Origin of the sequence: Siminovitchia fortis (assembly GCF_003605365.2) — a bacterium.
Classification (GTDB): domain Bacteria; phylum Bacillota; class Bacilli; order Bacillales; family Bacillaceae_C; genus Siminovitchia; species Siminovitchia fortis.
On sequence record NZ_QYTU02000003.1, the window covers coordinates 127658 to 149753 of the forward strand.

Consider the following 22096-nt stretch of genomic DNA (forward strand, 5'->3'; position numbering starts at 1 on the left):
GGTGTTAGAATGAAAGTTGTTGTTCAGAAATTTGGCGGAACATCCGTAAAAAATAGTGAAACACGTGCTCATGCAAAAAGACATATACAAAAAGCTCTTGACAACGGCAATAAGGTAGTTGTGGTCGTATCGGCGATGGGGAGGAAAGGCGACCCATATGCAACGGATACTTTATTGGGCTTGATCGGAGATAAAAAAACAACCCTTACCGGCAGGGAAAAAGATATGCTGGTATCGTGCGGCGAGACAATCTCAAGTGTCGTTTTTACGCATATGTTGAATGAGAAAGGCATTAGAGCGACTGCGATGTCAGGTGCGCAGGCGGGATTTCTCACGAATTCTGATTTCACAAACGCCAAGATTTTAAAAATGAACTGTGAACGGCTCAAAGAGGAATTGAAAAAATATGATGTTGTCGTCGTAGCGGGCTTCCAGGGAGCTGCAGAAAACGGTGATGTCACAACGATCGGCCGCGGAGGAAGCGATACTTCGGCAGCAGCCCTTGGAGCAGCTTTGAATGCGGAATTCATTGACATATTTACCGACGTGGAAGGAATGATGACCGCCGATCCGCGCATTGTTAAAAAGGCGCGGCCGCTTCCGGTTGTCACATATGATGAAGTGTGTAACATGGCATATCAGGGTGCAAAAGTCATTCATCCCCGTGCGGTCGAAATCGCCATGCAAGCCAAAATTCCCCTTAGAATCAGATCGACTTATTCCGATTCTCCCGGCACACTTGTTACAACACTGGATAGGAAAATTGAACAGCCCGAAGTGCGTGACCAGTTAGTGACAGGGATCGCTTATCTGGAGAATATTTCCCAGATTAAGGTAACGGCCAAAAAAGGACAGTATAACTTTCAGTCTGAAGTCTTTAAAGCAATGGCCAACGCAAATATCAGCGTGGACTTTATCAATATTTCACCAACGGGGGTAGTTTATACAATCCCTGAAGATACTGTCGAGCGGGCTGTTGCCGAATTGAATGCGGCAGGCTACGATCCGGTTGTGGAGCCTAAATGTGCCAAAGTTTCAATTGTCGGTGCAGGCATCACAGGGGTGCCGGGTGTTACAGCAAAAATTGTAACCGCCCTGGCCGAAAAAGAAATCCGGATCCTTCAATCGGCTGACAGCCATACAACGATCTGGGTTCTCGTTGAAGGAAATGAATTGGAAAATGCAGTAAATGCACTGCATGATGTATTTGAATTGCAAAATGAAAAAATTGAATATGAATTATATGATTGAGGTGTGAGTGTATGGCTCAATTTGGCAGGGTATCAACGGCAATGGTGACACCCTTTGACAATAAAGGAAATATAGATTTCCAAAAAACTTCTAAACTTGTGAACCACTTGATCAATAGTGGTACTGAATCTCTTGTAGTGGCTGGAACAACCGGCGAATCGCCTACTTTGACGACTGAGGAAAAGCTGGCTCTTTTTGAGCATGTAGCCAAAGAAGCGGCAGGAAGGGTTCCAGTCATTGCCGGTACAGGCAGCAACAATACGTATGCATCCATCGAATTGACAAAAAAGGCTGAAGAGCTTGGGGTCGATGCAATTATGCTGGTTGCACCGTATTACAACAAACCAAACCAAACTGGATTATTTAGACATTTCGAAGCAATTGCCGGAGCAACAAAATTGCCTGTAATGCTTTACAATATTCCGGGAAGGTCATCGGTTAATTTATTGCCTGATACTGTTATTGAACTGTCAAAACTTGATAATATTGTTGCTGTCAAAGAAGCGAGCGGCGACCTGGACGCCATGACTAAAATCATAGCCAATACGGATGATGATTTTATGCTGTACAGCGGCGATGATGCTTTTACATTGCCGGTGCTTTCCATCGGCGGAATGGGAGTTGTTTCTGTTGCCAGCCATGTCATCGGGGAAGAGATGCAGGACATGGTTCAATCGTTCTTTAGGGGTGACCACTCAAGAGCAGCTGCCATACACCAGAAGCTTCTTCCGTTTATGAGAGGAATTTTCAAGGCGCCAAGCCCCGGTCCCATCAAAACGGCCCTGCAGCTTGCAGGGTTTGACGTGGGCTCCGTACGCCTGCCCCTTGTTCCTTTATCAGAAGAAGAAAGATTGGATCTGCTAAGTTTATTGAATACAGTAAAAAAGGTATCCAAAAGCTGATAACATTAGAAAAGCGCAAGCGCCTTGCCCATCGACGTACAGACTGGAGTGCCTCCGACGAGATAAAGGAAACACGGCGAGGAACGAGCCGATGTTGACTTATCGTAGGAGGAGGTGCGAAGTCTGCTAGTCGATAGGCGCTGGAGCTAGACAACAAAAGGCTTTGTTCAAAATTTTAAAGCTAAAAAATCTTGTACTTTCTTACTGTGATATAAAAACCCCTGGGGATAAAAGGCACGCCTCTTATCCTCAGGGGGTCATTTTATGTTTGCGGGTATCTTTGAAGGGCCGAATGACGGAAAAAATATACTGATCGTAGTCCCCTTATTGATTTCACTTTCGATACTTATGGTTCCGCCGTGATTTTTAATAATTCGATTGCATATCATCAATCCCAGGCCAGTCCCTTTTTCTTTTGTACTGTAAAACGGCTCTCCCAAATTAGGTATTCGTTCCTCCGGAATGCCTATTCCTTCATCCTTAATTTTTGCCACGACCCGGCCGTTGCTTGTCCTCATGGCACTGACGGTGATTGTACCTCCATCCGGCATTGCTTCAATGGCATTTTTCAATAAATTGATAAAAACCTGTTTTAATTTATTCGATTCACCCTTTATATAAGGATCGGCCAATTCTATTTCGGTTATGATCTCAACATTATGAAGGATAGCCTCTGAACTGAAGAGATCCACCGTATCTTCCAGCAGCAGCCCGATATCAACTTTTTCCATTTTGGAAGGCTGCGGCTTTGCCAAAATCAATAAATCGCTTACAATATCCTCAATACGCTCCAATTCACTCAACATGACTTCAAGATAGGCATTATCATTATGCTCTTCTTTCTTTAACAATTGCGTAAAACCCTTAATGGCTGTCAAAGGATTTCTGATCTCATGTGCAATGCCTGCAGCAAGTTGTCCGACAACGGACAACTTTTCGGTCCTGTGCATAATTTCCTCGGTTTTCTTTTGCTCGGTTATATCCCTGATCAGGATTTGAAAGGTTTCCCTTTCTTTATATGTTGTCGGAATCAGCTTGACCTGGACATATTTTTTGAGTCCGTCATGCCTGGAAACAGTAAATTCAACGTCTTCCTTTATGCCGTTTTGCAAAAGCTGGCGCTTTACGACTCCATGGGATGCAGGAGATATGAAATCAAAAATCGACTTGCCGATGACTTCTTCTTTTCTTGTAACGCCGAACAGCTTTTTGGCCGTATCATTAATGTAAATCCAATGCCCGCTTTTTGTTATGATACCGACAGTATCCTGGAAATTTTCAACGAGCAGGCGGTACTTTTCTTTATTTTCTTCCAGCTGCGCTTCCGTTGCAATCTGATTCGTCACATCCCTTGAAATACAGGAAAACCCTTTTTGTTCATCGTTTTCACAATAGGGTATCAGTGTGGTTTCCAGCCATATATAATCGCCCTCTTTACGGCAGAAACGATATTTGACCCTTTTATAGGACTGGGTGAGACAAACGTCCTTTAATTTTTTTCTGTCACCCGGATGGGAAAAATCGTAAAGGCTGGAATTGAGCAGCTCTTCCGGCTTATATCCCAGCAAGGGATATGAAGTCGGGGAAACATATGTAAAATCTCCATCGATTGAATGAAACGAAAAAACAATATCTGAGTATTGAAGGAAAGAACGGTAAATCTCAAGCTCCTGAAGTAAAGTTCCCTTGTTCATGCAAAGTCTCCTTTATTCATATCCATGTCATTATAAAAATTGTATCATATTTTTCGCCGGTTTTTTATTAAGCTTTAGACTTAATTGCTTTTGCCCGCCATTTTCCGTAATTGTTGAACATGGAATTCACAATCAAGTATAATGGAGTGTAACTGATGAAGATCGGGAATATACATCATGGGAGGAAGAAGTATTTTGACTAAAGTGAAAAATGACAGCATAAAAATAATTCCGCTTGGAGGAGTGGGAGAAATAGGAAAAAATATGTATGTCATCGAAATTGATACGGATATTTTCATCATCGATGCCGGCTTGAAGTTTCCCGAAAATGAAATGCTCGGCATCGATATTGTTATACCGGATACAACGTGGCTGGAGGAACAAAAAGATCGTATTAAGGGAATATTTTTGACGCACGGACATGAAGATGCAATAGGGGCTCTCCCTTATGTTTTGCAAAAAATAAATGCTCCTGTTTACGGTACGAAATTGACAATCGCACTTGCGAAAGAGAAATTGAAAGAATTCGGGCTCAAGGCATCAAGCCGTTTTCATACCGTTAAATCCAATTCAAGGATAAAATTCGAACGCACCGTCATCACATTTTTCCATACAACCCACAGCATCCCAGATTCTGTCGGGATTTGCATACAAACATCAGAAGGAAAAATTGTCCATACCGGCGATTTTAAGTTCGATCAGGCAGCCACGGAATTATACCAGGCCGAGATTGGAAAGATGGCAAGCATCGGGGATTCCGGGGTACTCTGCCTTTTATCGGACAGCACCGAAGCGGAAAACCCGGGCTTTACAACCTCGGAAGCTGTCACGGAAAGGGAATTGTCCAATACATTCCATACAGCACAAGGAAGGATTATCGTTGCCTGTTTTGCATCCAATTTCATAAGGATCCAGCAGGCACTGGATGCCGCGTATGAGGACGGGAGGAAAGTGGCAGTTGTCGGAAAAAGCATAGAACGGAGCTTTGAAATCGCCCTTAAGCTGAACTACCTTTCCCTGGCTTCAGACGAGCTTATGGTGCCGATAAGTGACATCCCGAAATACGAGGACAATGAAATTGTCATCATTTCGACAGGAACAATGGGCGAGCCGTTTGAAGCCCTGCAAAAAATGGCCAGGCAAAATCATAAGCAGATCAATATCAAAAAAGGCGACACTGTGCTGATTACAGCCACGCCTTCCCCCGGATTGGAAACATTCATGTATAAAACGATTGATCTTTTATATAGAGCGGGAGCAGTTGTCAGCACGCCATACTTTAAAATCCATGTTTCGGGCCATGGCAGCCAGGAAGACCTGAAGCTTATGCTCAATTTGATGAAGCCTAAATTTTTTATTCCGATCCAGGGAGAATACCGGATGCTGTTTGAGCATGCAAAGCTGGCCGAACAAACAGGCTTAAGCAAAGATCAGATATTTATCCCGAACAATGGTGAAATCGTTGAATACAAAGATGGTAAAATGTCCGTCGGCGGTAAAGTAACTGCCGGAAATGTATTGATTGACGGAATCGGCATCGGGGATGTCGGAAACATCGTCCTGCGGGATCGCAAGCTGCTCTCACAGGATGGAATTTTCACTGTCGTTGTTACGCTTGATAAGAAGAACAGGAAAATTGCCTCGGGGCCTGAGATCATTTCCCGCGGTTTTGTATATGTAAGGGAATCGGAGAAGCTGATAGATGAATCAACAAATATCGTCCGGTCGATTGTTGAACAAGCCATTTCCGAAGGCTCATTCGACTGGTCGGGAATCAAGCAGGATATCCGGGACAGGCTGAATCAATTTTTATTTGACCAGACCAAACGGAGGCCGATGATACTGCCGATCATCATGGAAGTTTAAAGCAAAAGAAAAGCGCCGCTGCTGTCGGCGCTTTTCTTTATTTCTGTATGAAACAAACGAAGTAGTTGAATACTAATTTCAATTATCTTTTGTTTTGGGGGTATTTCATGCAGAACGACCATTCAACTGACTACAGGCTTGAAGAAGAGCCGAATGAACCGAACCAAACACCCGAAATGAAGCCGGCAGGGATTGTGGAAAAGATACAGCAGCTGGGGCAGACGAATGTACCTGACCTGGGCCAGGATGCAAATATCCATTGTTTAACGATTATTGGCCAAATCGAAGGGCATATGCAGCTGCCCCCTCAGAATAAGACAACAAAGTATGAGCATATCATTCCGCAGCTCGTGGCAATTGAACAAAATCCGAAAATTGAAGGGCTGCTTGTCATTTTGAATACGGTTGGCGGAGATGTGGAGGCGGGACTTGCCATATCGGAAATGATTTCGACTTTATCAAAACCGTCCGTTTCCATCGTATTGGGGGGCGGCCATTCCATCGGTGTACCGATTGCCGTGTCTTGCTCCTATTCATTTATAGCCGAGACCGCCACTATGACCATTCATCCCATCCGGCTGACCGGCCTTGTCATAGGCGTCCCGCAATCTTTTGAATATATGGATAAAATGCAGGAGCGGGTTGTCAGATTTGTAACGAAGCATTCCGATATTTCCGAGGAGACATTTAAGGACCTTATGTTTGCCAAAGGCAATCTGACGCGCGATATCGGTACAAATGTGATCGGCGCTGATGCAGTGAATTACGGACTGATTAACGAAGTGGGCGGAGTCGGCTCAGCGATGAAAAAGCTGAATGAAATGATAGCCGCCAACAAAGAAAGCAATGAAGAAGAAGGGCTGCTGCAATGATCATTCATTCCATCGTGCCCCATGAACATATCTTTCCCGCCAATAAAGACGACTTTTCAAATCAAACCGAGTGTATATGGAATAATATTCCGTTGCTGGTGGAGCAAGACGGGCATAAATGCAAGGTTATCCGAATCATGAGCAGCAACCCTTCGGATTACTTAAAAAGCGAGATCCAGCCCGGATCCCATCTTTATATAAACGAAGTCCATTTCTCTTGAGAAAAGCGTAAGGCGCCTGAAGCTGGACATATCACATCATCATTCCATAGCTTTAAACAGTGAAAAAATGCTTTCCCTCAGATAACGGGGAAAGCATTTTTTCGTGAATCTAATTTTTCCCCGGGCTCATGCCCGGCTGATTTGCAATGTTCCGATTGATTCCTGCTTTTGATTCCCATATTTAGAAAATCAGGAAAAACATCCTAAAGATATGTGATATAATTGAATGACCAAACAGCTCATATGTTCTAGCTGCTTTGTATATAAAAGCATTTCTTCAAGTTCAAGATGATAGATTAGGCAAGGTGATTAAAATGGCTAAAAAGAAAAGAAGAAGTCGCAAAACAAGCAATAAGCTCAAAAAGATCCTTCAATATGAACTTGCGGGAATCACTTTGATTGCTTTGACGCTGATATCCATTATTGAACTTGGTGCTGTGGGCCGGGGAATTTCCCGTTTTTTCTATTTTTTGCTCGGTGAATGGTATATGGTTGGATTGCTGGCGGTATTATGTATAGCCGGTTTTTTCATAATAAAAAGGGAATGGCCGGTTCTTCTAAAGGGCAGGCTTATCGGCCTTTATCTGATTTTGGCCAGTATGCTTGTTCTTGCCCACGTGAAGCTTTTTGGCCTGATGAATAAAGAAGGCATGCTTGCGCATAAAAGCGTGATAAAAAGTACGTATTACCTGTTTATGCAAATCATTAAAGGCGAAGCGTCAACGAACGATTTGGGCGGGGGTATGATTGGAGCCGTTTTATTTTCCGGCTTTTACCTTCTTTTTGATGCAACGGGAACAAAAATCATCAGCTTCTTCCTCATACTGGTCGGGATTATTTTACTAACCGGCAAATCAATGGGAGATTTTGTTGAGAAAGTTGGAAAAAAATCCGGTGTATTCATCAAAGATCAATGGACAGCGTTTTTAAATGATATAAAAGAAATGAAGGAAGAAAGAAAAGCAAAAAAAGAGGCAAAGAAAAAGGGAGATGGAGAAGAGAAGGAAAATGGCGGGAAGACTCCTCTTATTGTTGAACCTCAACAGGCAACCATACATACAGATGAACCGGCAGAACCGATTATCTCAAGTTTTTCCGAAAAAAACAGCCAGCCTAAGGATAGGGAAGAGGAGTTGGCTGAGCCAGGCGGAAACGAAGATGAAATAGATCTTGCACCGAAGCTCACTTTTAACGAGATGGAGAATGAGGACTATGAACTCCCGCCATCAACCTTGCTTTCAAGGCCTAAAACAGCCGATCAAAGCAGTGAATATAAATTGATTCATGCCAATGCCGCAAAACTGGAAAAAACATTCCAGAGTTTTGGGGTGAAGGCACGTGTCACACAGGTTCATCTTGGGCCCGCCGTCACAAAATATGAAGTGCATCCGGATGCAGGGGTAAAGGTCAGCCGGATTGTCAGCCTGAGTGACGATTTGGCACTGGCACTTGCAGCGAAAGATATTCGGATTGAAGCGCCAATCCCTGGAAAATCGGCCATCGGCATTGAAGTGCCCAATTCTGAAATTGCCGTCGTTTCTTTAAGGGAAGTGCTTGAGGCAAAAGAACATCAAAAGCCGGAGGCTAAATTGCAAATCGGCCTGGGAAGGGATATTACCGGAGAGGCCGTTGTGGCTGAATTGAATAAAATGCCGCATCTTCTGGTTGCAGGCGCTACCGGAAGCGGAAAAAGCGTTTGTATAAATGGCATCATTACGAGCATTTTAATGAGAGCCAAGCCCCATGAAGTAAAAATGATGATGATCGATCCGAAAATGGTTGAATTAAACGTCTATAATGGGATTCCGCACTTGCTTGCGCCTGTTGTGACAGATGCCAGAAAAGCATCACAGGCCCTTAAAAAGGTAGTAAGTGAGATGGAAAGGCGTTATGAATTATTCTCCCATACCGGAACAAGAAATATCGAAGGGTATAATGATTTTGTTCATCGTGAAAATGCGGGAAGGGAAGAGAAACAGCCGCTTTTACCTTATATTGTTGTCATTGTTGACGAATTGGCCGACTTGATGATGGTTGCTTCCAATGATGTGGAGGATTCGATTACGCGGCTGGCGCAGATGGCACGTGCTGCCGGCATTCATTTGATCATTGCGACCCAGCGCCCGTCTGTAGACGTCATTACCGGGGTTATTAAGGCCAATATCCCTTCCCGGATCGCATTCGCCGTATCATCCCAAACCGATTCGAGAACCATTCTTGATACCGGCGGGGCAGAAAAGCTTCTGGGCAGAGGAGACATGCTGTTTCTGCCGGTGGGAGCTTCAAAACCGGTCCGGGTCCAAGGTGCGTTCCTGTCGGATCAGGAGGTTGAGGATATCGTCAATTTTGTCATCTCCCAGCAGAAAGCCCAATATCAGGAAGACATGATTCCCGAGGATCTGCCGGAGAAGTCCCAAGAAGTGGAAGATGAACTTTATGATGAAGCGGTCCAATTGATTGTCGAGATGCAGACAGCATCCGTTTCCATGCTGCAGCGGCGTTTCAGGATAGGCTATACACGGGCTGCCAGGCTCATTGATGAAATGGAGGCCAGGGGGGTTGTCGGGCCGTATGAGGGAAGTAAACCGAGAACAGTATTAGTTTCCCGGACAGAAGAACAGACCTCTTGATGTGGAATAGATCGATTGGACTTTGAATATAATGATAAGATTGGACATACGATAAACATAGCCTGTAAACTATTAAGAAAAGCGGAAGGCGCCAGCCTAAGTTTTTGGCTTGGAGCGGCGCTGTATTAATCTTTTATTTTTTCCTATCCATATAAAAGGAGGCGTGGCGAATGCCGTTGCTGCATGAGGAAACAGTGAAAAAGCAAGGATATACCCTGCACCTGATTAATACTGATAAATACAAGACCAACACCATTATCTGGAAAATGAAAGCACCGCTTGAAAAAGAGACCGTCACCTACCGTGCGCTCTTGCCGCATGTTTTGCAAAGCAGTACAAAAAAACACCCATCAACCGTCAAGCTGCGGACATATCTCGATCAATTATATGGCGCAACCCTGCAAGTGGACCTCAGTAAAAAAGGGGACTATCACATCATCACATTGACGATTGAAATCGCCAATGAGGTGTTCCTAAAAGATACAACTCCGCTATTGCAAAAGGCAGTCCAACTGTTAAAGGAAATATTGCTGGAACCCAATGCTGATAATGGGGCCTTTGATTCCGAGACAGTCGAAAAAGAGAAGCGGACATTAAAGCAGCGCATCAAGTCGGTTTACGATGATAAAATGAGATATGCAACATTCCGTGTTACCGAGGAAATGTGCAAGGATGAACCCTATTCATTATTTGTCCACGGCGAACTTGGCCAAGTGGATGACATAACGCAAAAATCCCTGTACAGCTACTATGAGCGGGCGTTAAACGAAGATGAACTCGACCTTTACATAATCGGTGATATTGACAAGGCGGAAGTGGAGAGTTATTGTGATGTACTTCGTTTTGCTGAGCGCACACCGAAGAGAAGTTCGGAGTCTGTTGAAAAAAACAATATTGAAGTAAAAGAAATTATCGAAAGGCAAGATTTAAAGCAGGGCAAACTGAACATCGGCTACCGTACGAATATCAGATACGGTGACAGCGACTATTTTCCATTGCAAATGGTGAATGGCATTTTTGGGGGTTTTCCGCATTCCAAGCTTTTTATCAATGTGCGGGAAAAAGCCAACCTCGCCTATTATGCAGCGAGCAGAATCGAAAGCCATAAAGGCTTGCTGATGGTCATGTCAGGAATTGACGACAAAAACTATGAAAAAGCCGTCAATATCATTAAAGAACAAATGGAATCAATGAAGAACGGGGATTTCTCCGATCAGGAAATAAAGCAGACAAAGGCCGTCATACAAAATCAATTTCTTGAGACCATCGATACAGCGCGGGGCCTGACGGAGGTACTCTATCATAATGTTGTAGGCCATACAGTCATTAACCTGGATGAATGGCAGGACCGAATTGCCAAAACGTCGAAACAGGAAATTGCGGACGCAGCCCGGAAGATTGAAATGGACACCATTTACTTTTTGACGGGAACGAAGGAGGGGACTGAAAAGTGAAGAGCATTTTCTTCGATCAGTTAAAAGAAACCTTATTCCATGAAACGCTGGATAACGGGCTTCAAGTGTATGTCCTCCCGAAGGAAGGGTTCAATAAAACTTTTGCTACGTTCACAACAAAGTACGGTTCTGTCGATAACACTTTTATCCCCTTGAATGAAACAGAAATGGAAAATGTCCCTGACGGGATTGCGCATTTCCTTGAGCATAAAATGTTTGAAAAAAAAGATGGGGATGTGTTCCAGCTTTTTAGCAAGCAGGGGGCTTCCGCCAATGCATTCACATCATTTACAAGAACAGCTTACCTTTTTTCCAGCACAACTAATATCGAACAGAATTTAAGCACCCTGATCCATATGGTTCAGGAACCTTATTTTACAGAAAAGACTGTTGAAAAAGAGAAAGGGATTATTGGACAGGAAATCACAATGTATGATGATAACCCGGATTGGAGAGTCTATTTCGGTTTAATCGAGAACCTCTTCCACAGCCATCCGGTCAAGATTGATATCGCCGGGACGATTGAGTCGATCTCCCATATTACGGCCGACCTGCTTTACCTGTGCTACAACACATTTTATCATCCGAGCAATATGCTGTTCTTTGTCACGGGTCCGGTCGATCCGGAAAAAATCATTTCTTTCATCCGTGAAGACCAGAAGAAAAAGCAATTCGAACCAGCCCAGGAAATAGTCAGGCATTTTGAGGAAGAACCGGATACGGCTGCCAAGAAGAAGCAGGTCATTAAAATGGATGTCCAGACGTCTAAATGCATGGTGGGCGTAAAAGCGCCGCATTTTGAAGGTGACGGCGGATCGATGCTCAAGCAGGAACTGACTATTAATATTTTGCTCGATATTTTATTCGGTAAAAGTTCGGCAAACTACGAAACATTGTATAATGATGGCTTGATCGATGAGACATTCCAATTTGACTACACGCAGGAAGATGGCTTTGGCTTCGCCATCATCGGCGGTGATACCCAAGACCCGGATTTACTTTCCGGGCAATTGCAGAATATGATGCTGAAAGCTGCATCCCGATTGAATGAAGAGGAGCTTGAACGAGCCAAGAAAAAGCGGATCGGCGGCTTTCTAAGGGCTTTCAACTCTCCTGAATTCATTGCAAATCAGTTTACACGCTATAAATTGAACGGGATAAACCTCTTTGATGTTGTTCCGGTTATCGAGAGTTTAACATTCACTGACTTGACAACCGCAGCGACAGAGTTCTTTTCGGAAGACAGAATGTCAACATGCCACGTGATACCGAAATAATAGAAAAACCCGGCCAATAGCCCGGGTTTTTTCTGTGAAAGGAAATGTAAAATGAAAAAATTTGCTTTGATTACGGGGGCAAGCGGCGGAATAGGAGCTGCAACAGCAAGAACGCTTGCGAAAGAAAACTGGAATTTATATTTGCATTATCACAGCAATGAGCAGCGGATCCTGGAACTTGTAACGGAATTAGCCGAGTACGGCATAGAAGTGATTCCGATCAAGGCCGATCTTTCAGTCGAAACCGGATGTGATCAAATCATCGGAAATATATTTCAATTGGACGCGATTGTTTATTCAAGCGGAAATGCCCCTTTTGGGCTTTTTTCTGATCTTGATGATGAAACAATGGAAAACGCGATTCAGCTCCACGTAAAAAGCCCGCTCATTTTAATTCGAAACCTGCTTCCAAAACTGATGAGAAATCCTGTTTCTCAAATTGTCATCATCAGTTCATTGTGGGGACAGACGGGCGCAGCATGCGAAGTGATTTATTCTACAGTTAAGGGTGCGCAAATCTCATTTACTAAAGCGTTAAGCAAAGAAGTGGCCGGCTCCGGCGTCCGGGTGAACTGTGTAGCCCCAGGAGCTGTCAATACCGGGATGCTTCATCGTTTTTCGGAAGAGGAGCTTGAAAGCCTTGAGGAGGAAATACCATTAAGGCGGCTCGCTGAGCCGGAAGAAATCGCGGATGCTGTTTCCTTTTTATTATCACCGAAAGCCTCATATATTACAGGGCAAGTCGTTTCCGTAAACGGCGGATGGTATACATAATATATGTATTGTCAACTTAAGAATTATGCATATTTCCTTCACTCATGCAAATAATAACATCGTACCAAAATGTGAAGGAGGCACAAAAGCATGTCAGTACTTGAAAACTGGGAACAATGGAAAAACTTCCTTGGTGACCGTTTGGATCAGGCTCAGCAGCAGGGAATGTCACAAGAGGTCATAGACCAAATGGCTCATCAAGTCGGCGACTACCTGGCAAAGCAAGTTGATCCTAAAAACGAGCAGGAGCGGGTGCTTTCTGATTTATGGTCTGTTGCATCTGAAGAAGAGCAGCAAGCGCTTGCTCGTGTGATGGTCAAACTGGTTGAAAACAAAAGCACTCACTAAATGAATATGTTTATCGTAACGGAGAGGAATATTCCTCTCTTTTTTACTTGTACTGCTACAACGTATAGATTCGCCTGCATTTTTACATAAAGTTTTTCTTTTTTCTTTAACTAAAATCAGATATGATATAAGCTAGAAATGATGTGATACGATAAAAAGGATCGATTCCGTTTTTTTCGAGGAGCTGTTTTTATATGGAAGGTAAAGAATGGTATTTGGAATATGAGATTACAAGTGACCGTCCTGGTTTACTGGGGGATATTTCTTCACTTCTGGGCATGCTTGCAATTAATATAGTCAGTATTAACGGTATAGATGCCAGCAGAAGGGGACTTTTGATCCGCGCCCAGAGTGATGATCAAATTAAGAGGCTTGAATCCATTTTGGAAACAGTGGAAACGATCAAAGTAAGAAAAATCAGGGAGCCCAAGCTGCGTGACAAGCTGGCTGTAAGACATGGGCGCTATATCCAGAGAGACCATGACGATAAGAAGACATTTCGCTTTGTCAGGGATGAGCTGGGAATCCTTGTCGACTTCATGGCTGAAATTTTCAAGAAAAAAGGGCACAAATTGATCGGCATCAGGGGCATGCCAAGGGTCGGAAAGACGGAATCCGTTGTTGCGGCAAGTGTCTGCGCCAATAAAAAATGGCTTTTTGTTTCGTCCACCTTATTGAAACAGACAATCCGAAAAGAACTGATAAAAGACGAATATAATGAAAACAATATCTTCATTATAGATGGGATCGTATCAAGAAGAAGGGCAGATGAACGGCATCTTCAGCTGGTCAGGGAAATTATGAGGATGCCGGCAGTAAAAGTGATCGAGCACCCTGATATTTTTGTTGAGCATTCGGAGTATTCCATCGAGGACTTCGATTACATAATCGAGTTGCGCAACAACCCTGACGAAGAGATAACATACGATGTGGTCGAAAAGCAGAACTTATTTGAGGAGCCCGGTATTGGCGGCTTTGGAAACTTCGACTTTTAGACGTACTTCTAGGATAGGTAGGTGTTAGCTTTGACTGAATTGGGGGGCCGCCTGAGAGCGGCTCGTGAGGAAAAAGGGATCAGCCTGGACCAGCTACAATCAATGACAAAAATCCAGAAAAAGTATCTTTCCGGCATTGAAGAGGGAGATTACAGCCAGATTCCAGGCAAGTTTTATGTGAGGGCTTTTATTAAACAATATGCTGAGGCAGTAGGGCTTTCAGCGGATGAACTGTTTGAGGAATATAAAAACGAGATTCCGGCTGCTTACGAAGATGATTTGTCGGAACAGCTTTCCCGTGTACAAACGAGGCGCACCGTGTCGGCAAGGACTTCAAAAATTGCCGAACTGCTGCCAAAAATTTTGATCGGAGTCGCCATCGTAGCAGTACTCTTCTTAATCTGGTATTTCTTTTCCAAAAATGTAGACACTGGGAAGCAGCCTGCCGGAAACGGCAAAGATCAAAGCGTTGATATTAAAGAGTCGGATGAAATCAAAACTCCTGAACCAAACCCTGATAAAAAGGAAAAAGCAGAATCAAAAGAGGAAAATGATCCGCAGGATCCGAATGAGGATACCGAAAATGCCGAGCAGGAGCTGGCCATGGATAATGTCTCGGGCAATGTGACTGCATACAATCTGTCAGGTACTGACAAATTCGAACTGAAAGTGAGTGCCGCCGCTTCGGGAGAGACTTGGGTCAAAATTCTCGACGGGAACAATCAGGAATTGTTTCAAGGAATGCTCCAGAACGGAGCAAGCCAAAGCTTTGATTTGTCAGATCAAAATAGTGCATACATCATAATTGGGCGGGCATTCGAAACGGATATCCATGTAAACGACCAGAAGCTGGAATACGAACTGGACCCGGTTCAGCATGTCACACAGGAGATCAGTATCAAGTTTGACAAAGAATAGCTACCATGATCCAGGAGGGCCGCCGCGTAATCGGGGGCCATTTTTCAAGGTCTGAAAAATTGCTTTAAGTATTCAAGCATGTTGCCGCCAGCCGGCGCCTTGCGTTTTTCTTAGGAGGCAGACAACAGATGAATTTACCAAATAAAATAACCGTAACAAGAATTTTACTCATCCCCATATTCCTGATATTGATGCTCGTACCTTTTGACTGGGGAACACTGCATTATTTTGGCGCAGATTTGGAAACCGCGCATTTTGCCGGGGCGATATTGTTTATTATCGCTTCTGTCACGGACTGGATCGATGGCTACTTTGCACGCAAATATGACCTGGTCACGAATCTGGGAAAATTCCTCGACCCGCTTGCTGATAAACTGCTTGTTTCCGCTGCGCTGATCGTACTGGTTGAAATGCACTTGGCCCCTTCATGGATTGTCATTGTGATCATAAGCCGTGAGTTCGCAGTGACAGGCCTGCGCCTTATATTGGCCGGGACCGGGGAAGTAGTGGCTGCCAATATGCTGGGGAAAATTAAGACATGGACCCAAATTATTGCCATCAGCGCTTTGCTGCTTCATAATATGCCATTTTCAGCAATCCATTTCCCTTTTGCCGACATAATGTTATGGGTTGCTTTCATATTTACCGTTTGGTCGGGATGGGATTATTTTTACATTAACCGTGGAATTTTTCGACATTCAAAATAGATATAAAGGAAGTGATTCATGAATGAAAGCTGAAATAATCGGTGTCGGTACGGAGTTGCTGCTTGGCCAAATTGCCAATACGAATGCACAGTATCTATCCGGGGAACTGGCAGAGATCGGTGTCAACGTTTATTTCCATACTGTCGTCGGCGATAATCCAAGCCGGCTGGCAGATGCTATAAAGCAGGCGGAAAAAAGGGCTGATCTGTTAATTTTCACAGGCGGATTGGGCCCCACAAAAGATGATCTCACAAAGGAAATCATTGCGGGCCATTTGCAGCGGGAAATGGAAACAGACAATGATGCCTGGGAAAAAATCCAGGATTACTTCAAGAGGACCGGCCGGTATATGACAGCCAACAACGAAAAACAGGCCCGTGTCATCATAGGGGCAAAAGTGCTCCCGAATGAGCATGGGATGGCACCAGGCATGTTTATAAAAGAAGGTCCATGCTTTTATATGCTGCTTCCGGGTCCGCCCCACGAAATGAAGCCGATGTTCAGAACATACGGCAGACAGGCGATCATTGATCAATTGGAAACGGTGGACTGCATAGAATCAAGGGTGCTTCGTTTCTTTAATATCGGAGAGGCGGAAATTGCTGAAAGATTATCCGATATCATTGATGCCCAAACGAACCCTACTGTAGCCCCTTTAGCGGGAGATGGGGAAGTGACAATCCGGTTGACCGCCAGAAGCGATAGCAAAGACAAAGCCGTGGCCATGCTGAATGATATAGAAAAGCAAATCCAAGAAAAAGCAGGAGAGCATTTTTACGGCTATAACGATACATCACTGATGGCCGAACTGTTGAAGGTGCTGGAAAATCGCGAATTGACAATCGCAGCAGCCGAAAGCTTGACAGGCGGACTGTTCCAGTCTGAAATGACATCGGTGGTCGGAGTCAGTACAATGCTGCTTGGAGGCATCGTCTGCTACTCGAATGAGGCAAAAGTCAAGCTGTGCGATGTAAAACCCGAGACGTTGGAAAAATATGGGGCGGTCAGTGAGCAGTGTGCGATAGAGCTTGCCGAAAATGTCAGAATGTCGCTTAATGCCGACATCGGAATAAGCTTCACCGGTGCGGCCGGGCCGGATTCGCTTGAAGGGCATCCCGCCGGGACAGTATGGATCGGCATGTCGTTCAAAGATCGGGAATCCAAGGCGATTCTCGCAAAGATGGCAGGTACACGAAACGGAAACAGGCGGCGTTCCGTCAAAATGGGATGCTATTATCTATTAAAAGAGTTAAAAGAGCTAGACAAAAAATAGAGCCGGGCGGCTCTATTTTTATTGAAATTTAATTTTCAATAAAAATATGCTTTGAAAATAATACAATCCCCTGATGAAAATTGAATTTTTCAACCATTTTCTCTTTCAAAACACAGAATAAATGTTCGCTTTCTGCTTGGCAATGATATGAAAAACAGGTATAATATAAATAGATTTTGCTAAGGAAATCCCAAGGTTTGAAACTTGAATGAATATAATTGAGGAGGAAAATGTGTGAGTGATCGTCAAGCGGCATTAGATATGGCTTTGAAACAGATAGAAAAGCAATTCGGAAAAGGGTCCATTATGAAATTGGGCGAACAGACGGACAGTAAAGTATCGACCATCCCGAGCGGATCGCTGGCGCTTGATATAGCGCTCGGTGTAGGCGGCTACCCAAGGGGGCGGGTCATTGAAATTTACGGCCCTGAAAGTTCCGGTAAAACGACTGTTGCCCTGCATGCAATTGCGGAAGCGCAGGCACGTGGCGGAACCGCTGCCTTTATTGATGCGGAGCATGCACTCGATCCGGTATATGCACAAAAACTGGGCGTAAATATTGATGAGCTCCTTCTTTCACAGCCGGACACCGGCGAGCAGGCTTTGGAAATAGCGGAAGCACTTGTGCGAAGCGGTGCTATTGAAATTCTTGTCATCGACTCTGTCGCTGCGCTTGTACCAAAAGCGGAAATCGAAGGGGAAATGGGAGATTCACACGTCGGACTGCAGGCCCGCCTCATGTCCCAGGCGTTAAGAAAGCTTTCCGGCGCCATCAACAAATCGAAAACAATCGCCATCTTCATTAACCAAATCAGGGAGAAGGTGGGCGTCATGTTCGGAAATCCGGAAACAACCCCTGGGGGACGCGCTTTGAAGTTCTATTCATCTGTGAGGCTTGAAGTGCGCCGTGCCGAGCAATTGAAGCAGGGACAGGATGTCGTGGGAAGCAAGACAAGAATTAAAATTGTCAAAAACAAGGTGGCCCCTCCTTTCAGAACGGCCGAAGTGGATATCATGTATGGGGAAGGTATTTCACGTGAAGGTGAAATCATCGATATGGGCTCCGAGCTTGATATTGTCCAAAAAAGCGGATCCTGGTATTCATATAATGATGAGCGTCTCGGACAGGGACGGGAAAACGCAAAACTCTTTTTGAAAGAAAACGAAGATTTGCGCAGAGAGATTATGTTTAAAATACGGGAGTATTATGGACTGGATGATGAAAGCACAGCCCCGGAAGAAGAGGAACGGGAAGAATTCACCCTGTTGGATCAATAATAAGCCGTTAAACAGCAAAACTTCGGTTTTGCTGTTTTCTTTTCCTGAATAACATGGTCTAAGCTTGACAATAATTCCCCGCACCTATAAAATTAAACTGTATATTTTACAATTTTTTTCGTAAAATTAGAGCTTGGCTCTGCATATTGTAACATGTACCAACCGACAGTTAGAAGAATGATACAAGTTTATAGCAAGAGGGGGTGAAAACATGGATCTGACCATATTCATCATCTCCATTTTGCTTACCCTTATCGTCGGTGTAGTTGTTGCCTATTTCATCTTTAAATCAGTTGCTCAAGCAAAAATAACAGGGGCACAGGGGTCCGCGGAACAAATTTTGGAAAAAGCCAAAAGAGAAGCGGAATCTTTGAAGAAAGAAGCCCTGTTGGAAGCGAAGGATGAAAACCACAAACTCCGTATTGAAACTGAACGTGAACTTCGTGAAAGAAGAACTGAATTGCAAAGACAGGAAAATCGCTTATTGCAAAAGGAGGAGAACCTCGACAGAAAAGATGATACTCTGTCCAAGCGTGAAGAACAGCTTGAACGGAAAGAGGACTCTCTGAATGGAAGACAACAACATATTGAAGAGATGGAAAGCAAAGTGGATGAAATGATCCGCCAGCAAAAATCAGAACTGGAACGCATCTCAGGGTTGACCCGAGAGGAAGCCAAAGCACTCCTTTTATCAAGCGTTGAGAAGGAACTGGCGCACGATACCGCATTGATGATTAAAGAGAGTGAAACAAGAGCGAAGGAAGAAGCGGACAAGAAAGCGAAAAACATCCTTTCTCTCGCAATCCAGCGCTGTGCTGCCGAACATGTGGCCGAAACGACAGTCTCGGTTGTCAACTTGCCTAATGATGAAATGAAAGGGAGGATTATCGGCCGTGAGGGCAGAAACATCCGGACCCTGGAAACGCTGACAGGCATTGATCTCATCATTGATGACACTCCAGAAGCTGTAATTTTGTCAGGCTTTGATCCAATCAGACGGGAAACCGCCCGAATTGCACTGGAAAAGCTAGTACAAGACGGACGCATCCACCCAGCCCGAATTGAAGAAATGGTAGAGAAAGCAAGGCGTGAAGTCGATGAGCATATTCGTGAAGTCGGTGAGCAAACAACATTTGAAGTTAGTGTTCACGGCCTTCACCCCGATTTGATCAAAATTCTCGGCCGATTGAAATACCGGACAAGCTACGGTCAAAATGTTCTCAAACATTCTATTGAAGTGGCTCATTTATCCGGGTTGCTTGCAGCCGAACTAGGGGAAGATGAAGCTTTGGCCCGCCGTGCAGGACTCCTTCACGATATAGGAAAGGCTATTGACCATGAAGTCGAAGGAAGCCATGTGGAAATCGGAATTGAATTGGCGACTAAATATAAAGAACATCCGGTCGTTATCAACAGTATTGCCTCTCACCATGGAGACACTGAACCTACTTCAATCATTTCCGTGCTCGTCGCAGCTGCCGATGCATTGTCTGCAGCAAGACCGGGAGCACGAAGTGAAACGCTTGAGAGCTATATTAAACGACTGGAGAAGCTGGAAGAGATTTCAGAGTCATATGACGGAGTCGAAAAATCATTTGCCATTCAGGCGGGTAGAGAAGTTCGGATCATTGTCAAGCCGGAACAGATCAATGATTTGGAAGCACATCGGTTAGCCCGTGATATTCGAAAAAGAATTGAAGATGATCTTGATTATCCCGGACATATCAAAGTTACAGTCATCCGGGAAACAAGAGCTGTTGAATACGCTAAATAAAGCGGTGTGAACTTTCACACCGCTTTTCCTATTTTTCAATACTTTTGGTTTATATAAAATAAATTATTGTGTACAATCAGTGTAACCAGTTTTTTAGAAAAGAAGGAGCATTTAATGAATATTTTATTTGTCGGTGATGTTGTCGGTTCAATGGGAAGGGAAATGGTCAAAGAATATTTGCCGAAATTAAAAGCCCATTACAAACCGCAGATTACCATCGTAAACGGCGAAAACAGCGCCGGAGGAAGAGGAATAACCGAATCCATATACAAACAATTGCTTGAAGCCGGAGCAAATGCGGTAACGCTGGGCAATCATGCCTGGGATAACAAAGGCATTTTCGATTTTATAGACACAGCCAAATATATGACGAGGCCCGCCAATTTTCCGGAAGCTCCCGGAACCGGAATGGTGTTTTTAAGGCTGAATGATATAGAAGCTGCGGTCATTAATCTTCAGGGCCGTACTTTTATGCCGCCGCTTGACTGTCCGTTTAAAAAAGCGGAAGAGTTGATCGAAATAGCAAAGACCCGCACAAATATCATTTTTGTCGATTTCCACGCAGAAGCGACGAGTGAAAAGCAGGCAATGGGCTGGTTCCTTGACGGAAAAGTAACGGCTGTCATCGGCACTCATACACACGTGCAAACTGCAGACGAAAGAATCCTTCCTGCCGGGACTGCATATCTCACTGATGTTGGCATGACAGGCCCGTACGACGAAATTCTTGGTATGGATAAACACGCCGTCTTGTATCGCTTCCAGACCTCATTGCCAGCACGCTTTGAGGTTCCCAAAACAGGAAGAAAGCAACTCAGCGCCTGTCTCATACAAGTGAACAAGGAAACAGGTAAGGCAAGATCGATCGCACGGATTATGATTAATGACGACCGGCCTTTTTTTAAGGACTGACGCCTCCTCCTTCATTTTCAGTTTCGGACAAACCGGAATAGTTCCTCCATTCCGCGAATATAGTATCAGTGGAAAGGTCTACCGCGGTTGCTTGGCTTACAGCAATCGATATGGGGAAATGACAAGGAGGAACAGGAAATGGAGATATTAAAAGTTTCAGCAAAATCCAATCCAAATTCTGTAGCGGGCGCGTTGGCAGGGGTTCTCCGTGAAAGAGGCGGGGCGGAGATACAGGCAATAGGGGCCGGGGCTTTGAATCAGGCAGTAAAGGCTGTTGCAATTGCAAGAGGATTTGTCGCCCCCGGCGGTGTAGATTTAATATGTATTCCCGCTTTCACGGACATTCTGATTGATGGAGAAGAACGGACTGCAATAAAACTGATCGTGGAACCGAGATAGTGAAAATATATAAAAGGCCTGTTTCATTGCAACGGGTTTTATATAAGTGAAATTTTGAAAGCCGAATCCAGCATAAGGAACCGGCTTTTTTGTTTGAAAAATAATGCATTATAGATTATTGCTTCGAAGGTCACATGCAGTTAATACTGAGGGAAAAGCACGCCTCCAACAGAGTTCCTCCAGCATTGCAATGCAGGCAGGCTCTTGATGTGGCTAAAAATTAATTCTTTAGCTTAGTTCAAAGATATTTTTTTACGCGTATAAATATAGTACAAGAATGCCGAACTAAAAAAGGTGGTGCATCTATGTTTGAAATATATAATGTTGCTATCGTTCCTTTGATCATTGGAATCGTTCAACTGTTAAAAAGATATGGGTTCCCAGTGAAATATTCTCCATTGGCAGCAATTGTTTTGGGACTTGCATTCGGTATCTTTTTCATTACTCCAAATGTTAAAGAAGGGATCATTATCGGATTGATGCTCGGTTTGTCTGCGAGTGGCCTGTACAGTGGTGGGAAAAATTTAATCCCAAATTACGAAAGTAAATTT

20 protein-coding genes are annotated in these 22096 nt (G+C 44.1%); 19 read left to right on the forward strand and 1 reads right to left on the reverse strand.

Annotated features, from left to right (window positions below):
• The first annotated feature begins 9 nt into the window (after positions 1-9).
• Positions 10-1251, forward strand: a complete 1242-nt coding sequence (dapG, locus tag D4N35_RS03105) for an aspartate kinase (protein ID WP_120069803.1) — start codon at positions 10-12, stop codon at positions 1249-1251.
• 11 nt (positions 1252-1262) lie between these two features.
• Entirely contained in the window at positions 1263-2153 is an 891-nt protein-coding gene (gene dapA, locus D4N35_RS03110; protein WP_120069805.1) for a 4-hydroxy-tetrahydrodipicolinate synthase, read from the forward strand.
• Between the two features lie 257 nt (positions 2154-2410).
• On the opposite strand, the gene D4N35_RS03115 is transcribed toward dapA, so the two are convergent.
• A complete protein-coding gene (locus D4N35_RS03115) occupies positions 2411-3847 on the reverse strand; it encodes a PAS domain-containing sensor histidine kinase (protein WP_120069809.1) in 1437 nt (478 codons plus the stop codon).
• Positions 3848-4042: 195 nt separating this feature from the next.
• On the opposite strand from D4N35_RS03115, the gene D4N35_RS03120 reads away from it, so the two are divergent.
• The 17 genes from D4N35_RS03120 to D4N35_RS03200 all read left to right on the forward strand — a co-directional run.
• Positions 4043-5713, forward strand: a complete 1671-nt coding sequence (locus tag D4N35_RS03120) for a ribonuclease J (protein WP_120069812.1) — start codon at positions 4043-4045, stop codon at positions 5711-5713.
• A 107-nt stretch (positions 5714-5820) separates the two neighbouring features.
• A complete protein-coding gene (locus D4N35_RS03125; protein ID WP_120069815.1) occupies positions 5821-6585 on the forward strand; it encodes a ClpP family protease in 765 nt (254 codons plus the stop codon).
• Positions 6582-6806 (forward strand): YlzJ-like family protein, encoded by a 225-nt coding sequence (locus D4N35_RS03130; protein WP_120069817.1) that lies wholly within the window; start codon positions 6582-6584, stop codon positions 6804-6806. Before D4N35_RS03125 ends, D4N35_RS03130 begins: the two co-directional genes overlap by 4 nt.
• Before the next feature lie 314 nt (positions 6807-7120).
• The gene (locus D4N35_RS03135; RefSeq protein ID WP_120069820.1) at positions 7121-9436 is read left to right on the forward strand and encodes an FtsK/SpoIIIE family DNA translocase; all 2316 of its coding nucleotides are present in this window, start codon (positions 7121-7123) and stop codon (positions 9434-9436) included.
• 170 nt (positions 9437-9606) lie between these two features.
• Positions 9607-10890 (forward strand): EF-P 5-aminopentanol modification-associated protein YfmF, encoded by a 1284-nt coding sequence (gene yfmF, locus D4N35_RS03140; protein ID WP_120069822.1) that lies wholly within the window; start codon positions 9607-9609, stop codon positions 10888-10890.
• On the forward strand, positions 10887-12167 hold the full coding sequence (gene yfmH / locus D4N35_RS03145; RefSeq protein WP_120069826.1) for an EF-P 5-aminopentanol modification-associated protein YfmH: 1281 nt from the start codon (positions 10887-10889) through the stop codon (positions 12165-12167). The genes yfmF and yfmH overlap by 4 nt, the downstream gene beginning before the upstream one ends.
• A 51-nt stretch (positions 12168-12218) precedes the next feature.
• Entirely contained in the window at positions 12219-12941 is a 723-nt protein-coding gene (gene ymfI, locus D4N35_RS03150; RefSeq protein ID WP_120069830.1) for an elongation factor P 5-aminopentanone reductase, read from the forward strand.
• 90 nt (positions 12942-13031) lie between these two features.
• Complete coding sequence (locus D4N35_RS03155; RefSeq protein WP_120069833.1) at positions 13032-13289, forward strand: DUF3243 domain-containing protein; 258 nt, start codon at positions 13032-13034, stop codon at positions 13287-13289.
• A gap of 194 nt (positions 13290-13483) precedes the next feature.
• Positions 13484-14284 carry a DUF3388 domain-containing protein gene (locus D4N35_RS03160; RefSeq protein ID WP_120069835.1) on the forward strand — a complete coding sequence of 267 codons (801 nt, stop codon included), beginning with the start codon at positions 13484-13486 and terminating at the stop codon, positions 14282-14284.
• A gap of 21 nt (positions 14285-14305) precedes the next feature.
• Entirely contained in the window at positions 14306-15202 is an 897-nt protein-coding gene (locus tag D4N35_RS03165) for a helix-turn-helix domain-containing protein (RefSeq protein ID WP_235870269.1), read from the forward strand.
• A gap of 128 nt (positions 15203-15330) precedes the next feature.
• Positions 15331-15909: a CDP-diacylglycerol--glycerol-3-phosphate 3-phosphatidyltransferase gene (pgsA, locus tag D4N35_RS03170; protein ID WP_120069838.1), complete on the forward strand. Its 579-nt coding sequence runs from the start codon at positions 15331-15333 to the stop codon at positions 15907-15909.
• Positions 15910-15931: 22 nt separating this feature from the next.
• On the forward strand, positions 15932-17182 hold the full coding sequence (locus D4N35_RS03175; RefSeq protein ID WP_120069842.1) for a competence/damage-inducible protein A: 1251 nt from the start codon (positions 15932-15934) through the stop codon (positions 17180-17182).
• Between the two features lie 234 nt (positions 17183-17416).
• Positions 17417-18460: a recombinase RecA gene (gene recA, locus D4N35_RS03180; protein WP_120069845.1), complete on the forward strand. Its 1044-nt coding sequence runs from the start codon at positions 17417-17419 to the stop codon at positions 18458-18460.
• 211 nt (positions 18461-18671) lie between these two features.
• Positions 18672-20234 (forward strand): ribonuclease Y, encoded by a 1563-nt coding sequence (rny, locus tag D4N35_RS03185; RefSeq protein ID WP_120069848.1) that lies wholly within the window; start codon positions 18672-18674, stop codon positions 20232-20234.
• Positions 20235-20348: 114 nt separating this feature from the next.
• On the forward strand, positions 20349-21146 hold the full coding sequence (locus D4N35_RS03190; RefSeq protein ID WP_120069851.1) for a TIGR00282 family metallophosphoesterase: 798 nt from the start codon (positions 20349-20351) through the stop codon (positions 21144-21146).
• A 138-nt stretch (positions 21147-21284) separates the two neighbouring features.
• The gene (gene spoVS, locus D4N35_RS03195; protein ID WP_018705045.1) at positions 21285-21545 is read left to right on the forward strand and encodes a stage V sporulation protein SpoVS; all 261 of its coding nucleotides are present in this window, start codon (positions 21285-21287) and stop codon (positions 21543-21545) included.
• Positions 21546-21850: 305 nt separating this feature from the next.
• Positions 21851-22096: hypothetical protein (locus D4N35_RS03200; protein WP_120069854.1), on the forward strand; the 246-nt coding region annotated here is incomplete at its 3' end.